The organism is Flavobacterium sp. DG1-102-2 (genome assembly GCF_033042555.1).
Classification (GTDB): Bacteria; Bacteroidota; Bacteroidia; order Flavobacteriales; family Flavobacteriaceae; genus Flavobacterium.
The window spans coordinates 216805-234199 of sequence record NZ_JAWLIK010000003.1; the positions used below are offsets into that span (position 1 = coordinate 216805).

Annotated in this window: 12 protein-coding genes; all 12 read right to left on the reverse strand. The window is 42.8% G+C overall.

Annotated elements, in window-relative coordinates:
* Nucleotides 1-4: 4 nt before the first annotated feature.
* The 12 genes from R1T16_RS06335 to R1T16_RS06390 all read right to left on the reverse strand — a co-directional run bounded on the left by R1T16_RS06335 (nt 5) and on the right by R1T16_RS06390 (nt 17394).
* A complete protein-coding gene (locus R1T16_RS06335) occupies nt 5-2512 on the reverse strand; it encodes a T9SS type B sorting domain-containing protein (RefSeq protein WP_317500255.1) in 2508 nt (835 codons plus the stop codon).
* 38 nt (nt 2513-2550) lie between these two features.
* Entirely contained in the window at nt 2551-8049 is a 5499-nt protein-coding gene (locus tag R1T16_RS06340; RefSeq protein ID WP_317500256.1) for a T9SS type B sorting domain-containing protein, read from the reverse strand.
* A 40-nt stretch (nt 8050-8089) separates the two neighbouring features.
* Nucleotides 8090-9688, reverse strand: a complete 1599-nt coding sequence (locus R1T16_RS06345; protein ID WP_317500257.1) for a T9SS type B sorting domain-containing protein — start codon at nt 9686-9688, stop codon at nt 8090-8092.
* 132 nt (nt 9689-9820) lie between these two features.
* The gene (locus R1T16_RS06350) at nt 9821-10660 is read right to left on the reverse strand and encodes an ABC transporter permease (RefSeq protein WP_317500258.1); all 840 of its coding nucleotides are present in this window, start codon (nt 10658-10660) and stop codon (nt 9821-9823) included.
* A 6-nt stretch (nt 10661-10666) separates the two neighbouring features.
* Entirely contained in the window at nt 10667-11572 is a 906-nt protein-coding gene (locus tag R1T16_RS06355; RefSeq protein WP_317500259.1) for an ABC transporter ATP-binding protein, read from the reverse strand.
* Nucleotides 11573-11665: 93 nt separating this feature from the next.
* Entirely contained in the window at nt 11666-13525 is a 1860-nt protein-coding gene (locus R1T16_RS06360) for a hypothetical protein (RefSeq protein WP_317500260.1), read from the reverse strand.
* 138 nt (nt 13526-13663) lie between these two features.
* Nucleotides 13664-14722: a nucleoid-associated protein gene (locus R1T16_RS06365; protein WP_317500261.1), complete on the reverse strand. Its 1059-nt coding sequence runs from the start codon at nt 14720-14722 to the stop codon at nt 13664-13666.
* A gap of 73 nt (nt 14723-14795) precedes the next feature.
* On the reverse strand, nt 14796-15155 hold the full coding sequence (locus R1T16_RS06370) for a four helix bundle protein (protein ID WP_317500262.1): 360 nt from the start codon (nt 15153-15155) through the stop codon (nt 14796-14798).
* 70 nt (nt 15156-15225) lie between these two features.
* Nucleotides 15226-15765 carry an IS1096 element passenger TnpR family protein gene (locus R1T16_RS06375; RefSeq protein ID WP_317500263.1) on the reverse strand — a complete coding sequence of 180 codons (540 nt, stop codon included), beginning with the start codon at nt 15763-15765 and terminating at the stop codon, nt 15226-15228.
* Between the two features lie 187 nt (nt 15766-15952).
* A complete protein-coding gene (locus tag R1T16_RS06380) occupies nt 15953-16342 on the reverse strand; it encodes a VOC family protein (protein ID WP_317500264.1) in 390 nt (129 codons plus the stop codon).
* A gap of 11 nt (nt 16343-16353) precedes the next feature.
* Nucleotides 16354-16728: a VOC family protein gene (locus R1T16_RS06385; protein WP_317500265.1), complete on the reverse strand. Its 375-nt coding sequence runs from the start codon at nt 16726-16728 to the stop codon at nt 16354-16356.
* Nucleotides 16729-16788: 60 nt separating this feature from the next.
* Nucleotides 16789-17394, reverse strand: coding sequence for an HPP family protein (locus R1T16_RS06390; RefSeq protein ID WP_317500266.1), 606 nt, complete (start codon nt 17392-17394; stop codon nt 16789-16791).
* Nucleotide 17395 lies beyond the last annotated feature (1 nt).

Genomic DNA, 17395 nt, shown 5'->3' on the forward strand with positions numbered 1-17395 from the left:
ATTCTTATCTCAAAAGGCTAAAATGCCCTTTTATAGTTCGGCCGTCATCTAACGCGACTACATACCAGTAATCATCCGCAGGCAGCCTGCGTCCGTGATAATTGCCGTCCCAGCCTATGCCTTTGGGGTCTATGTCGGCGAGCAGTTGTCCGTAGCGGTCAAAAACATAGATCTTGCTGTTAGGGTAAAAGAAGGTGTTTACGCCTATAATATTCCACGTATCGTTTACACCATCCTGGTTCGGGGTAAAGAACTTAGGTACGGTTAGTACGGTAATTTCTTTAGAAACAATTCCGCATCCTGATACATCGCTAATGTATATAGTATGTATGCCCGGCGATACATTTTCAAAGAAATTAGATTCACCATACGGCCCATTGGGGTTATCAAGGCCGTACACATAACTTGTTGAAACACCGGCAGGCGGACCAGCAATCACTGTTACTGTATTATTATCCCTGAAGTCGCTTACAATTATATCTTCAATCACGGCAAGGTCAGACGGTTTTGCAAGATAGGTCTGGTCATTACTGCAGCCTGCCTCATTGGTAATTGTAACCTTGTAAGTACCCGGGCTATGTATCCTTATGGTGTTTGTTGTCTCTCCTGTATTCCATAGATAAGTATGCTGTGCAGAACTTAGGCCAGATACCGCTGTTAGCGTTGTACCGGTAGGATCATTACGGCAAATTATTACCTCCTGTATGCCTTTCACTACAGGGCTTCTAAGCGCCTGTATAGTAAAGCTTGTTGTCTGGTAGCATTCAGGGCTGGCGTTGTTTTGTATCCTTACATATATAGTTTCGGGAGTGGTATGGTTTGTATAGGCCTGGGCGTTAAGAGCGCCTGCATTTGTTTCTGCATCAAGTTGGGAACCAAAATATTTTACGCTGTTTAGCGTGCTGCTTTGGGCGCCGAGAATCATAGGTGTATTTTGCGTAAGGTCAAATACGGTTATGCCATCATTGTCAGGGTCGCACGTTGTTATTGCTGTTGCTGCATTTGCAACAGGCACAAGTGCAATGGTTACCGTACTATTTACATAAGAAGTTTCGCCCTGATGGGTAATTTTTGCGACAACGGTATAAGTGCCTGCCGAAGCATACTGATGCGTAGCAGTGGTTCCGGTAAAGGGGGCTGTCATTGGTGTGCCATCCCCAAAATCCCATGCAACGCTGTTAAATTCCTCGTCAATATTTAGTGTAAATTCTGTAACATCGTTAAGACATAATTTTTTCGCTACTATGCTTACTGAAAAATAAGAAGTGATAAAAGGCGGCAGGCCAAAGTAAGATTTTCCGGGATTTAAAGACAGCTGGTTTACCCCGTAGCTGCACAGTGCCCCGTCTTCTTCGGGATTGTTTATAACATCCAGATTAGAAGAAGAAACCACTGCCTTATATATCTTTCCGTTAGGGCCAAGCTGGAGTGTGCCTGACTGGCTGGTATTGGCTACCAACACATCCGAAGCCGGAATGTCTGCGCTTAAAAGATTGTACTGATGCACTCCGTTAATGCCGTTAGCCGGATCATAAGATATATACAGCTTCCTTGATTTCTGCGAAAATTCTACGCCATACGGTACGGTGTTCTGGCTAATTACCAAAGGATTAGATATAATTCCCGTTGCGTTGTCAAGGTCATACAATACTGCTGTGCCGTTTTCTTCTATAATACCTGTCTGCGTTCCCAGCTGATTGTGCGCAACGGCAATTTTTTTGCCGTTTGGCGATGCTTTTAGGCAGCCTATGGAATTTCTCCTGTAGCCGCTAAGCGATACCACAGGGCTTATCTGGGTTACTACAGGAGTGGCGTTAACACCGGCTTCGGTAACAGAAAAAGCATAGAACTTATCAATAAAATGGGTAATTACCCAATAGCCCGTACCTGTATTGTTCTTTAATGCAGTAACTTTTTCGGAACATTTATACCTGAGTTCTTCTAGGTTTGCAGGATCATACGTAACCAAATGGTTGTTGCGCGAACTTATATCGCCTATGCTGCCATTTTCGCCGGTAATGCTCAGGTCTACTACCGAATAGTTGAATCCGTTGTTAAAACCATCGTCATCGGCCGGAACTGTTCCTCCGTCGGTATATGTTCCTGCAAATTGTTCAGGGTATGCTGCAGCATTGTCATGATGGGGTTCATCTACGGTAAAGATGTAGTATATGTTTGCGTCTCCCATTTTAGGGATTATTATAGCCGATTGAGAACTTGACGGATCGCCCATTAGTCCCGTTCCTTCGGCATAATTCCCGTTTGGCATAAGTATGCTGTTCCTGTCCCAAACGTTCCTGCCATCGGTATAAAACAGTAGGTTGCCACTGGAATCTGATATGGAACTGCATCCTTCGTTAGTCTGGATGGCGCTGTTTGTAAGTACGTTTACTGAACCATCATCCTGAAAATGTATACCTGCGTTTATGCCAAAAAACCAGTTGCTGGCCTCCTTTTGGGCGAACAGGTTTATTGAGATAAAAAATAAAAACAGGCACGTAATTTTCTTCATAACAGCGGGTAAACAGTAAAATCCTAAAGTTACTGCTTTTATCTTAAAAGTGAAAAATGGGCTCTAAATTCCTTTGTTGTTTCGGCAGCACCATCAAATTCTTTATAAGTAACAGTAAACCAGTAATCAGATGCAGGCATGGCATGCCCGTTAAAGGTGCCGTCCCATCCTTCGCCCACGGCACTTATCTGCTTAAGAAGCTTGCCATAACGGTCAAAGATATAGATCTTGGCATCGGGCTGATCCAGCCCTATTATATTCCACGTATCACGGAATTTATCGCCATTCGGCGTAAAGAAGTTAGGGTAGTCAATAATGTTTACGCCGTCAATGATTATCTCGTCACATCCATTTTCTGTAATGTCCCTGACATACACTTTATGCGTACCCGGACTCACATTGATAAACACGTTAGTACCTTGCCATTGCCCGCCTTCGTCAAGCCTGTATTCATACTGGCCATAGCCCTCAACGCGTACAGTAATGGTTTGATTATCGCTAAAAGCATTGGTTACAAAATAACCGTTCCCAACAGGGCTTGCAGGACCGCTTTTAATAATGGTTACGGGGTCTATCGGCGCAGACTGGCATCCGTCACTGCTAATCGCGATTACTGTATAAGCTCCCTCTTCACCTTCTTCATCAATAATGATGGTTGGTCCTGTTTCGTTAGGTACTATCGTTCCGTTATGTATCCATTGGAACTGGTGCGTGTTATCCAGCCCCGAATCTATCGTGTACGGTCTTATCACATCTTTGGTTATAAAATCAACGCAAATTGTTCCGCCGCTAAGTTCAGGCTCGGGCAGCCTGTGTACAATAAGGGTAATTTGTACTACTGCATCACATTCGCCAACAGACTGGTTGTTGACCACACGTATCCATATATCCTGGGTATCTGCTATGGTGTTAGTAAAGTCAGCCGGATCAGGTATGGGGTTATTGCCTTCTTCGGCATCTTCAAGGCTCAGGTGATAAGTAACATCATACATTGCCGGATCTTGTATACCCAATACTTCATCCTCAAGCGTTGTAAGGTCAAAACTATGGAAACCGTCGTTTACGCCATCATCGTCACAGGTTTCGAGGCTGCTGTCAGCAGGTTGAGTGGCGGTTGCATATTCTTCAACCAATAGCATCATCGGGATGGTGACGCTGCAGCCTGTCTCGTTATTGGTGACCTGTACCAATATGGTTTGCTCATTAGCAACAACATTAGTATATACCCTTGACAGTGCCTGATCTGCATCCAGCGCTGCCTGATCAAAATAGAAGTTTATATCGTATAAATCCTCATTGTTGCCACCAAGTATCTCTTCAATTTTTGTATTCAGGTTAAAAGTAGCAAAGCCGTCGGTATCTTGTTCGCATATTGCGTAATCTACAGAGGCACCCACAGGAGGCAGCGGGTTTACTATAAGTTCCAATTTTACAATTTGTGCACATTTAGGCTCTAATGCATTACCTGAATTAAGGGCAACCCTTACCCAAACAAAGCCCGATGTGCTTTCATAGGACTTAGGGTCAGGTATTGGATTAATACCTTCCAAAGCATCAGCTTCAGACTCATGATATGTTAGTTCGTAGTTACTTCCATTATCTTTTATATCATTTTCCGCGAGGGTAAGGTCAAAGGTTTCGCTACCATTGCCATTACCGTTATCATCGCATACTACTAACGGATCCGGTGTTGTATCTGGCGTTGGTAATGGCAATACTTTTATGGTAAGCGTTGTGAAGCTAACGCAGCCGTCTTGGGTAGTTACTTTTACGCCAAGAGTCTTCACACTTGGCGGTGCGGGGGTGTTTGTATACGCTGTCGGGTTAGTAATGACGTTAATATCTGCCTGTGCTTCGGCGGGGCTTGGATAATAGGTAAATACAGCTCCCTGTCCTACGCCATCAGGGCCAAGTATTTCATCTTCTTTTACAGTAAGGTCAAAAACCGTCTGGCTGTCATTAGGCAAAGCTTCGTTGCACAGTGCCAGTATAGCAGGAATATTCAATTTAAACGGTGCATTGAAAATCAATTGGAAACTCGTGATGCTGTAGCATTCCGTTTCCGGATTTTCAACCCTTACCCATATAACCTGTTCGTGGGTGCCAATATAGCTCTGCGGATTGGTGATCCTGTTTGTAAGGCCACTGTCTGCACCTGTTTCGGTAGTGTAGTATTCCACGTTTATAACAGTGGGAATATCGGTTAGCGGAATGCCCAAAGCATCTGCAATGACCTGGTTTTGTACCGTCAGGTCTATCCTCCGCTTACCGTCCTGACCGTTGTTGTCACTATCGTCACAAAATGTAAGGTCTTCAAGGTTAGGTGCCTGCGGTGCAGGCTCAACCATGAGCTGTAAAGCGTAGGTATTGTAACAGCCATATTCGGGCTCTGTAACACGAACATAAATGAACTGAAAATAAGCATCAGAATTCATGTAGCTTTCAGGGTTAGGGATAGGAAGCACACCATTTTGAGCATTCTCCGGCGTTTCGTGAAAAGTAATAACCAGATTTGGCTCATTGTTTTTCATACCTTCCACCAGATCCAGCAGATTAAACCTGCCAAAACCCTGTCCGTTAGTATCGCAAACAGTCAGTTCGTCCTGTGTGGGCGGAAGTATAATTGGCTGCGGAACTACCCTTACGTCAAGAAATCCTATCCTGTAGCAGCCTGTTTCGTCGAATGTAAAGCGTACAAAAAGGGTTTCTACCGGCGTGAGTTCATTGGTATAATTTGCGGGATCCTCAATAGCAGCGGTATTGTTTTGTGCATCGGCAAAAGTATGGTGAAAGCTAACGGCTACGTTTTCCTGGTTTGCAATGAAATCGGGTATTTTTGAGGTAAGGTCAAAGACCTCTTTTTCATCTCCGGCGGGTGCTGTGATATCGCACAGTGAATACACCGACTGGTTGGTTATAAGGTCAGGCAGGCCGTTAACAATCAGCTCAAGCGGCACGACATCATAACAGCCGGTTGTAGTATTAGTAACTCTCCCAAATACAACGGCATTTTGAGAATTGTAGCTTGTTACATTAATAATAATTGGCGTTCCCGCAACTGCCGCCTCTTGGGTTGTATGAAAGGTAACGGAATACTGTGCAGGGTCTAGTCCTCCCAGTATTTCTTCAATCCTTGTGGTTAAGTCAAATAGGGCTGTACCATCGGCATCGTTATCGCCATTATCACACAGTGGGTAGGGGGCAGGGGTAACCGCTTCAGGAACCGGATTTACTATAAGCAGCAGCTCGGCAACATCAAAACATCCCAGCGCCGATTCTGCACGGATATACAGCGTTTGATTATGCTGCCCAATATTGGTGTAGCTTGAGGTACCTATAATGGCATTTACATCATTCCCGGCATCTTCAATAGTTTCATAAATGTGTACCGTTTCATACTCAAGGGCATCGCCCACCTGCTGTAAAACGGCATCGAGGTTAAACTGTGCAAAGCCGTCGTTATTAAAATCGCATACGTAAACAGGCTGAAGCTCGGGTATTACAGGCATCGGGAGTATAGTAATCATAAACGTGCCTGTTTTATAACAGCCTGTAAAGCCATCGGTAAGCCGGTAATAAATAGTCTGCGGATTAGTAACATTAGCATAAGCCTGTGACTGCAGGATGGCATTCCCGTCATCGGCATCCTGCTGCGAAGTATGATATGTTATGGAGACAGCGCTTTGGTTACCTTTCATAATCACGCCATAATACGTAAGGTCAAAAGGAGTAGAGAGGTCGTAAACCTCGTCCAGGTCGCATTTGGTCTGGTCGAAGGATATATTCTCGGGATTTCTTATTTCCGGCAATGGAATGATGCCAATAGTAAATGAAGTTATGCCATAACCTACACAATCGCCCGTATCTTTCTGAAACCTTGCCCAAATGGTCTGGGTTGTATAAGCAGCAGCATTTTGGTATAACGGTCCTATAGGGTTATTAGCAGCAATAGCATCGGCTTCGGTAAGGTAATAGGTTACGTCTCCTGTATTTCCATTTTTTATAGGATCATCATTCTGGTTCAGTTCAAATTCCCTGAAACCATTCTCATTTGTATCGCATAGCAGATAATTATCAGGCACGCCTACAGGTATGCGTAAAAGCCCAATAGTAAACGGAAGCGTATCGTAACAAGTTGTATCGCTATTATACATCCGCATATAAATAGTCTGCGGGTCAGAGATATTACCGTAGGCTTCTGGAGTGGTAATTGCATTATTGCCGCTATCCGCATCATCCTGCGTAAGATGATAGGTGATGCTCAGGTTAGCCTGCCCGTTAGTAAGCATCGCTGCATGTGTAGTCAGGTCAAAAACCGAAGTATTATCATTTACCCCATCGCTGTCGCACTGAAATATATCCAGCGAAATAGTACCGGGATTTGTAAAGGCGGGGAGCGGTGTTACATGAAGCCTGAACCTCCTGAAGTTGTAGCTAAAGCAACCATCAGTATCTTCAAGGCGTGTCCAGATGTTTTGTAGATATGGCGTGGTGTTAGTGAATAGCGGGCCAACAGGATTTGTGCCATTTCTGGCGTCCTGCAAAGATGTATGATAAGTCACTGCCGTAGACGGTGGGTTTGTACCCCTAACGTTATCGTCATTCTGGCTAAGGTCAAATTCACGGATGCCGTTCTTATCAATATCGCATAGGTACAAGTCTTCCGGTATGCCTGTAACCATAGAGGGTGTAATGTAAATGTTGAAACTGTGTGTAGAATAACAATTTGTTACCGTGTTTACCATCCTCAGGTAAATTGTCTGCGGATTGCTTATGTTTGAATAGGCTTCGGGAGTCAGTATAGGATCCTGCCCTGTAATAGCACCGTTAAGGTCGTCGTGGTAGGTAATGGCCATTGGGCTTTGTGTGCCAATGAACATATCGTTATACACCGTAAGGTCAAAAGGAGTGGACTGGTCGTTTACACCATCTTTGTCACACTGCTCCATGTCCAGCGGAATATTATTGGGATTTAAGAAAACGGGTACGGCATGAAAAGTAGCTGTGCCTGTCCATTCCATGGAAAAATTACCAAAGCCGTGCGGGCGGTCTACTGCGAGGTAATAAAATTCATTATCCTGAACGGTTATCCAGTGTACAAAAGCATCGCCATCGGGTCCGGGCCCTTCAGATGTATCGGTAGACTCTTCGTTCATACCGGTAGTAATATAGTCAAGCTGTGCCTGGAGCGGGTTTGTAGTTGAGCAGCGTATGGCTGTGCCAATATTATTACAGTTCTCTATGGGGCCAAAAAGCCAGAAGTCAAAGTCAATTTGCATATCATCTTCTTCCGGTGTAAGTATAAAGCCCAGTGTGCCGCCCTGATTGATTTGTATCTTAAGCCAAATGGTATTGTTTTCTCCGCTGGCACATGCATTGTCAGAATTAATCTCCAACCCGTCCTGTCCGGGCCCTTCTGCTTCGAGGTCATAGTAATTTGCATCACCGCACACAATTATTGCATCAGGACAGTCGTTCTGAGCATGCGCAGCAAAGCCAAAAAACAGCAGCAATAATAATGCATAGGTAACCCTCACAGCATAGCAATGTTAATTTTTCACTAAATTAAAAAAAAAATTATCTAATCATTGCAAAGTGCCCCTTAATAATTCGGCCACTATCTAACTGTAGCACAAACCAGTAGTCGGTAGCGGGCAACTTACGGTCGTTAAGCAATCCGTCCCATCCGTTGCTGCCTTTAAAACCGCCAAGTACTTTTCCGTAGCGGTCATATATGGTAACTTCTGCCTGGGGCTGAAGGCTCAGGTAAGGTATTCTCCACACATCATTCTTTCCGTCATTGTTAGGCGAAAAGAATCTTGGGTAATTTAGTATAACAACGTCTTCGCTAACAGTCTTACAGCCGCTTTTTGCTCGTATACTAATCGTATAAGGCCCCGCTTCCAGCCCCCTGAATGAGTTATTGTCAGAATATGAACCGCCATTAATAGAAAATTCATATTCCTCTGCATCGGGCATTACAACAGTAATAGAGTTATCGTTTGCAGTAAAATCGTCAACGTCTAATGTGTACCCTATAACAGGAAGCGGTGTTACACTTACCTGAAAAGAGGTTATGTCGCTGCCCTGGCACTGCCCTGTGCTTTCTACACGTGCCCATATCGTAGCCGTTGCCGTTTCGTACTGTTCAGGTAGCGCACTAAATTTAAGCTGTGCATTGGCCTGAGAGGTATAATAGGTTACTGCAGTTTCGGTATTGCCGTTTTGCAGGAGGCTGTTGTTTACAGAAAGGTCAAAGACCTGCCTGCCTGTTTCCTTAAGGTCGCATTGTTCCAGATCATCAGGATCTCCGGCAACGATAGGATTAGTTACTTCAATAGTGAAGTCCTGTACTTCAAAACACTCGGTAGATTCCCTGTGAAGTCGCATGTACAGTGTTTGCGGGTTGCTTGTATTTGTGTAAGCAGTTGGATCCTCAATAGCGTTGATGCCCAATGTTGCATCATTTATGTTTTCATGGTAGGTAAGTACAGCGTCAAACTGGTTGTTTAACAGCATTGCCTGGTTTATGGTAAGGTCAAACGCCGTTATCTGGTCATCTACGGCATCATCATCACACTTTACAATATCTGTTGTTGCAGCCTGCGGATTATTAAATACCGGTGCTTCGTTAAACGTTGCTGTTCCTGTCCATTCTATAGAGAAATCGCTGGCGCCTATAGGCCTGTCTATCACTAAAAAATATACATCACCATCATTTACGGTAAGCCATTGCACAAAATTATTACCGAAAAATCCCGGCCCTTCAGAAAAGTCAGTTTCGGTTTCGTTAAGACCTGTTATGTTGCTTGCAGAATTTGCTGCATCAGGGTTGGTAGTAGAACAGCGTATGGCGTGGCCTAAATTATTGCAGCTTGCATTAGGGCCAAAGATGTAAAAGTCAAAATCAATAATGATATCGGGATCGCTTGGGGTAAGGATAAAACCCAATGTTCCGCCGGTATGTATAGGCAGGCGAAGCCATAAACTATTTGTCTCAACACCTTCGCAGTCGTTATTTCCAAATGTAAGTTCCTCACTATTTCCGGTTCCCGCAGCAGTAAGCCCTGCATAGCCCGTATTTCCGCATACGGTAATGGCGTCGGTACAGTCGCTTTGTGCAAATACCGACAATATGCTGCACAGCAACAGCATAAAAGTCAATTTAAATTTCATAGCAATCGGGTAATATTTTCTTTTTCAACGTAAATATATTCATTTGTGTTAACATAATATTAAGATAAATAAGAAAAGGAAAGACTTTTTGTTAAAAATCTTTCCTTTTACGTTGTAGTTGTATAAAAAATATTACAGGTCGCGTTTCTTTAAAATTCGGTATGACATGTATAAAAAGAAAGCAATCCAGAATATTGATATTAGTGCCTCATACCAGTGTATACCGTAAAATTTAATGGTTTGATTTCCTGATACCTGGCTCTCTATAGCCTTATATGCCTGAAACCTTGTTACAGGCTCTTTTACCAGGTTCTGCATAGACTCTATTGGCATAAAGTTCATGATCTGCTGAGAAATTGCACCGTCTTTTATTATTGCAAAACGCAGTACTCCGTGCAATATGCTTTCTGCCACATACCATAGGAATATAAAACCTATGGCAAAAGCCGAACGTTTTACAAGCATTCCTGCAAAAAGACAGAACGAGAAGAACAGCATCATGTTCAGAAAATAGCCGCCTATGTACTGCAGGTCAGTAAATACTATAGATGCCTCTGTGTATGATGAAAAACTGTAGCCAAGTATCAAAGACATGACGAAAACAAAAACGGTCGATGCCACAGCAAACAGTACTACGGTAAGCGTTTTAGAGAAAATGAATTCTTTTTTGCTCAATCCGTCAATAAGGTTTTGTTTTAGCGTGCCATAGGTATATTCGTTTGCCATCATAGACACTATTATTATGGCAAGAAACAGCTTAAGCCAAGTAGCAACATACGTATTAAAATGCCAGATGAACGGAAAGTTAAAGATACCCATATCTGCCAGGCGGAAATCCATCCCCAGAAAGCTGAAGTTAACCGATGCCAGTAAAGCTATAAAGGATAGCAGTACAAAATAAGTGATTATAAGCCCTTTACTTGCCCTGTTTAGCCAAAGTTTTTGCAGCTCTATATTTAAAAGTCGTTTCATGATGCGTTAGTTTGAAGGTTTGTTAGATGTTAACTGAAGGAATTGTTCCTCAAGGCTGTGTTTTCTCTGTATCAGGCGGCTAAGTACCACACCGTTTGTAAACAGGTAGCGGTTAAGCTCTGCCGGCTGTAGGGGAGAAGCAAGGTAAGCCAGTATCCTGCCTTCTGTTTCTTCGGTCTTGCTCACTGCAGGGTGCTGTGACAGCAGTTTTTGAAGCTGTTCCTTATCATCGGCTTCAAGCTCAAAGAATCCTTCATTAGATATCATTCCGTTAACGCTTCCGGTATACAGTATTTCGCCTTTGCGCAGTACAACCACATGGCTGCATACTTTTTCTACCTCGTCAAGGAGGTGAGAGGCAAGCAGTATGGTTGTGCCCGTTGCGGCAATTTTTTTGATAATGTCCCTTATCTGGTGGATACCCTGTGGGTCAAGGCCGTTGGTAGGCTCATCAAGTATAAGTATTTCAGGGTCATTAAGCAGGGCAGAGGCTATGGCAAGGCGCTGTTTCATACCCAGGGAGAACGTCCTGAATTTACTGTCTTTTCTTTCCCATAAGCCTACGAGTTCCAGCTTTTCCTGTATTTTAGAAAGCGGCGCACCTTTTATCTTGCATACAAGTTCAAGGTTTGTGGCAGCCGTCATGTATGGGTAAAAATTAGGGCGCTCTATGATAGCACCTACTTTTTTCAGGGCATCATGAGTTTCCATCTTACCGCCAAACCAGCTGTAACTGCCCGATGTTTTATTTACTACGTTTAGTATTATGCCCAGCGTGGTAGATTTTCCGCTGCCGTTAGGACCAAGAATGCCGTATACATTGCCTTTGTGTATTTCAAAAGAAACATTTTTTACGGCGTGTATCCTGCCAAACTTTTTGTCAAGATTGCTTATGGTTAATATCGTTTCCAAAATAATTGATTTACGGGTTGTTTACTATAAGACGAGCGCTTAGTTGTTTTGTTACCCGCAAAACGTAAAAAAGGCAAATAATAATTAACAGGCTTATTCGTATGGTACCACGACAGGCTTTGCAACCTGAAAATCAGGCAGCTCTATATCGTTGTTCTTAAATGAATTTGTCTTGAAGATGTTGCTGCCCTGATCAGGGATGCTTGGATAAAAAGCAAACGATAGCTGAAAGCTGTTAAAGATGAGGTAGTCATTATAGATGAGCAGCCCTACACCAATTTTGGTATACAGCTTACTCTCGTAGAGTTTGGTTTGCTCATCGCCAATAACTCCCATACTGAAGTTAGCAAACGGATTTAAACGGAATCCAAATACATTCCACGGGGAGTAGGACTGTGTTTGCAGAGTAAGCACAAATTTCTTTGTGCCCAGCAGGGTGCGGGTGTCAAAGCCCTGTATGCCTTTGTCGCCGTTAAGGTTAAGCTGGTCTTTAATGATGCCCATTCTGTTATCGCCAAAAACAAGTTCGGGCTTAATAAAATGCCTGAAACGCCAGTTACCCCAGTCTTTTATATTAGTAAAGTAAAGCAGGTCAAGCCGCAGGGTCGTCTGCTGGGTTTTGTCTTTATAATAAAAAGTGCCCAGCTCGGTATTTAGGCTTAAATATCCCCAGTTATAATAGTTACCAAAGGCATAGCGGCCACCAAGGTACATTCGCCGCTCGCTGTTCTTGGCCTGCATACCGGCTGTTAATGAGTACACCTTACCTATGGGGATATCCTCTACGATGTCATAGTTAAAAAGAAATTTATCCTGAACGAATTTTCGCGATGTTAAACCCACACTTGCCATATACAGCTTTTCGTTAGAATAATAACCTACAGAGTCATACAGCACCGATGGGCGCTCTTTGTAATGCTGCGAAAAATATCGTCCTGTGGTGACAAGGCGGGTAGTACGTTCTTCTTCGCTTTCACCATCATAGATCTTAAAGGCATAACCTGCCCAAAGGTCATGCGCGTCAGACTTAAAGGTCTGCATGGACCATATTTTATTGACATCCGGCAGTGAGTCTATCACAACACGTGATTCGGCATAGGCACCACCTGCCCATTTGGTATACGCCGAAAAGAATCTACGTTCAAGCCCAATGCTCTTTATGTAATTATCGCTTTTCCATATCTCGTAGTTTACGGTGGCGTTAATGTACGTGTTCATGATATTGGGTATGGTATACCGCGAGAGGTTAGATGTTTCGCCGGTGTTAAAGCGCTTGTCAAAATCATTGCGAAATTCATGGCCTAAACCGAGAAAGTTTCGTTCTGTAATCTCAAAAGTAGTCCTTGAGCCCGAGAACGAACCGTTAGGGATAAGGCTCCATGAGTCAAGTACCCTCACCTCAATATCTACCGAGTCTTTGCTGTTACCCGCAGGTACAGGTTTAATAACTACACGGCGCACATAACGCTGGCTACGTATTAAACGTTCCGATTCTTTTACGAGCAGTGAATCCAGCGGTTTGTCTCGTTTTATAAGGAGGAGGTTGCGTATGGTAAGCTGCTTTGTTTTTAAGTGCACACCGTTACCAAATTTTTCTACCCAGGTATTAGGCTGTTTTGTAGTGTCGTTTATGGAGTACCCAAACGGGTCCATGGTTTCTACTTTTATCCTGCGCACGATCTTGCCTTCGTAACGGCCAAAATCGTTAAGCATCTCGGGAGTTTTAGCCTTTACCTTTTGGCGTGATTCTGCAGGTTTTTGCTTGGTAACCGGCCTGAATATGAGCTTATGTACAAATTTGGTAAATTTTTTACGCTTAGAGTAGTTCTCCAGCCTTTTGTACATGTCTTCTTTTTTAACCGTATCCTTCTTTTGAGCGGGCGTAACCTGTGCCCACGACGATGCTGTGGCAAAAAATGCCAGCAGTAACAGCAGTCGTAGTTTTAGCGCCATAACGGTTAACAGAATTGTTGTGGAAAATTAGGAAATAATAACCTAACAAAAAGATAAAAGTATGTTAGCATACCATTTTTACGAATGTTTTAACAACAAAAAAGAGGCCAAAGGCCTCTTCTTATCTTTTATGAAAAACTACGCTTTCTGCTCTTTATTAAAGTAAACAAGGTAGTAATACATTTGTTTTTCTTCATCCCAGCCTTTTTCTACAAATTTCTCGGCACTTTCAGGGTTAATGAAATCCATTTTTATCTGTATGTTAGTATCCAGGTTAATAACGTTCTTTATCTTTTTTCTTGCATCGCTTACAGCAGCATTAGCAATAGGAAAAGACGTAACATCATCTATGCTGTATTTAGGTGCCTTTTCTAACTTATAGTTTTTAAATTCAGGAATAAGGTCCGGGTTATCAATAACTTCGTTTAGGAACTTAGTTTCTTCAAAGTCGTCATTCTTGGCAAAGTGATTAACGGCCCTGTTCATAAACATTACCTCTTCTTTTTTGTCTTCTGCCGGCAGTACAACGTCTTTAGCAAAATCCTGAACAAACTTCATGTACTTTTTAGTAATAAAGTTCTCATCCTGAAATGCATCTACCGAAAGGAAATGCTCCAGCCAGTAACGCGCATCATAACGGTTGCTGTCTATGGTAAGTATTTTGTAGCCTTCTTCTTTTTTGTAATTAAAGATGATACATCCTTTATCAAGCTTATTTAGGTTGATACCCTGCTGAAGAAGCACTTCCATGTTAGCGCCATTCTCTTCAAGCTGAAGGAAATCTGTCTTTATCTCGCTTTTAAATATACCAATTGCGTCAACCGGGTTGTTGTCAATAGAAAGGTGCGTTAAATAAGCAACATACACCTCACCGTTTTTAATGTGCGGGTGGTTAGACTGCTCAAATAAGTGTTTTGTTATCTTTTTAGAAACCTCATGTACGCTTTCAGGATTTGTAAATATCTCTGTAGCATAGTTGTACATGTCGTGGTAATCTAAATGTACATCGTGTGCAAACTGAAAATAGTTTTCTTCCTTGTCCCTGAAAGGCTTAAAAAAATATTCTTTTAAAAGCGGAACGATCTCGTCAGACGGCGTGTATGTCTGTTCTGATAAGAAAATTGCCTCGTTACGGCTTTTATTGCCTACCCTGTGTACAGAAAGGCTCTCGATATGGGTATTGAATAAGTTGATCATCTATTTATGGTACTTAGCTGCTTAGGTACTTAGTCACTTAGGTATTGAACCTTATAACTAAAAAAAGCGTCTTTTATTTGCGTTCTTTGATTTTGTTGGAAAATGAAATTATCATTATTTCCAGTTCACGGGTGTCGTCATATAAAACTTTAAACTCCTGCCCGCTGAGGTATTCTATATTGTAAGCTATTTCTATTTGTGTCTGTAACTCAAAAAGTGAAGCAACAGCAATGTTACTAAATCGCAAAAGTTCTGTGTTAGAACCTCTGCCATAGTCTTCAGCAATATTACTGGGTATCGATATACTGCTCCTTCTTATCTGTGAAGTTAAGCCAAATAATTCTTCTTTAGGAAATGTTTTTGTGATAGTATAAACTTTGGTCACTAAAGCCATTGCTTTCTGCCAAATCAACAAATCCCTGAATGTGCCCATTTAAAGTCCTGATTATTTATAAGAGTGATAAACCTAAGAACCTAAGTTCCTAAGCGACTCAGCAGCTTTTTTAATTCCAGTTATGGTCGTCCATCTCGCCAAAGCTCTGGTCGTCGTCAAACATATCCAGGTCTTCTTCATCATAATCGTCATCAAATTCGCCGTAAAGGTCATCTTCGGCACCATCTGCACCAAAAGCGTGTTCCGGGGCGTTAGCCGGCATTTCACCATGTGCAAAAAGCAGTTCAGGATAGGCTACGCCGCTTTCAGGTTCTTCAATGGCAGCAAGCTCCACAAAGAAAGTCCACATGTTTAGGAAATCATAAACGTAGATGATCTTGTTGTCCATTTCGTCAAGATTATCTGCAAGTATGTAGTCTGCCATTGTTTTTTGCTCTCCTGCTACATCTCCTGTGTCAAACAACGGAATTTCTTCTCCCTGTGTCCATTCCTCATCGCTCATATAAAAAGAGGCGATTTCCATCCCGTCAAAGCCAAAGGCGTTAACAATAGCATTGTGAAGATCTTCAAGCGTATCGGTATTCATAATAGCGATGTCCCTGAAAATATCCTCTTCGGCATCAAGTATAACTCTGAATTTATAAACCATGATTCAAATATTTTGTAGACCTCAAAGGTAATCTATAAATTCCTATTTTGGATTTTGGAATTTTGAAAATTTTGGATAAGGCTTTTTTGTCCGGTGTCGGAAGTCTGGTGTCGGAAGCCAAAAGTCTGTTGTCTGATGTTGGGGTCTGGGTACACTTACTTCGGACCTCGGACATCTGACTAACAATCTACCTCTCATAAAACTCCAGCGGAAGTCCGTCGGGGTCAGTAAAAAAGGTAAAACGCTTACTGGTGAATTCATCAACGCGTATCGGTTCGTGCGGCACATCATTATTATCAAGCCAGGCAATGGAAGCCTCAATATCATCCACTTCAAAAGCAAGGTGGCGTAGCCCCGCAGCCTCTGGGTGCGAAACCCTTTTTGGTGGGTCGGGAAAGGAGAACAGCTCTATGGCATAGTCGCCATTAACAGCGAGGTCAAGCTTGTAGGAGTCGCGCTCTTTCCTGTAGTTTTCGGCAAGTACCGTAAAACCCATCACGTGGGTATAAAAATATTTAGAGGCATCATAATCAGAACAGATTATGGCAGCGTGGTGTATCTTGTTTATTGTAAGCATTGGTTCTATAATTATTCGGCTTCTGTAATCCACCATTGGTTGCCAAAAGGGTCTTCAAAACCTGCAGAGTAGCCGTATTCTTTTCTCTCAGGTTTTTGCAGTGATGTGCCGCCCTGTTCAATTCCGGCGTTGTAGGTGCGGTCTGCATTTTGTACAAAAATAAACATCCCAGCCGATTTCTCTTTCCATTCTGCCGTGCTTTGTGCAAACATAATAACGGCTTTCCCTATTTTTATTTCACCGTGCATTATAGAACGCGGATCTTCTCCGGGAACAATCATTATCTCTGATGCGCCAAATACTTTTTTGGCATACTCAAGAAATTCGGGTGCTTTATCCAGGATAAGGTACGGCATTACCGGAAGGTAGTAGTCTGGCATTTTCATAGTTAAAGATTTAGGTTGGTATATCAAAGATAAGGGCAACCAGTCTAAAACTAAACTTCTTTACAATTTAATTGACTTTTTTAAATGCCCTTTAAACTTCCTGAATTTATGAACCGCATGTGGCGAAGGATATTGGCGGTTCTTTGTTATGTTGTTAAAAATAAGCGCAGTGACAAGCAGTATCATGGCTCCGCTCAAAACAGGATTAAGTACATATTCATAGCCAAGGGCTTTTATCTGCGGGCTTCCGGTAACGGCAATAAGCGCTGTTGCGCCTCCCGGTGGGTGCAGGGTTTTGGTGATCTGCATCATGACGATAGACAGTGATACGGCAAGCGGTGCCGAAAGCCATATCATATCAGGCAGCAGCTTTTGCATGGTTACCCCTATAATTGCCGATATGACATGCCCGCCAATCAGGTTGCGGGGCTGCGCAAGCGGACTCTGGATTACGCCATAGACCAATACGCAGGAGGCCCCAAATGAACCTATCAGAAATACATAATCCTGTTGGGGAAATGCTTCATATTGCAGCCAGGCGATGATACCCATGCCTACGAACGAACCCAAAAATGCCCAAAAGTGTTCCTTATAATCTACCAGCGTTTCGCGGTAAATTACATAACGGGTCTTGCGGTAGCCGCGTTTTATTTTTTGTATCGGCATT

Excerpts from the sequence above, each read along its gene's own strand:
- R1T16_RS06335 (WP_317500255.1), bottom strand. The coding sequence starts at position 2,512 with ATGAAGAAAATTACGTGCCTGTTTTTATTTTTTATCTCAATAAACCTG.
- R1T16_RS06345 (WP_317500257.1), bottom strand. The coding sequence starts at position 9,688 with ATGAAATTTAAATTGACTTTTATGCTGTTGCTGTGCAGCATATTGTCG.
- R1T16_RS06350 (WP_317500258.1), bottom strand. The coding sequence starts at position 10,660 with ATGAAACGACTTTTAAATATAGAGCTGCAAAAACTTTGGCTAAACAGG.
- R1T16_RS06360 (WP_317500260.1), bottom strand. The coding sequence starts at position 13,525 with ATGGCGCTAAAACTACGACTGCTGTTACTGCTGGCATTTTTTGCCACA.
- R1T16_RS06365 (WP_317500261.1), bottom strand. The coding sequence starts at position 14,722 with ATGATCAACTTATTCAATACCCATATCGAGAGCCTTTCTGTACACAGG.
- R1T16_RS06370 (WP_317500262.1), bottom strand. The coding sequence starts at position 15,155 with ATGGGCACATTCAGGGATTTGTTGATTTGGCAGAAAGCAATGGCTTTA.
- R1T16_RS06375 (WP_317500263.1), bottom strand. The coding sequence starts at position 15,765 with ATGGTTTATAAATTCAGAGTTATACTTGATGCCGAAGAGGATATTTTC.
- R1T16_RS06380 (WP_317500264.1), bottom strand. The coding sequence starts at position 16,342 with ATGCTTACAATAAACAAGATACACCACGCTGCCATAATCTGTTCTGAT.
- R1T16_RS06385 (WP_317500265.1), bottom strand. The coding sequence starts at position 16,728 with ATGAAAATGCCAGACTACTACCTTCCGGTAATGCCGTACCTTATCCTG.
- R1T16_RS06390 (WP_317500266.1), bottom strand. The coding sequence starts at position 17,394 with ATGCCGATACAAAAAATAAAACGCGGCTACCGCAAGACCCGTTATGTA.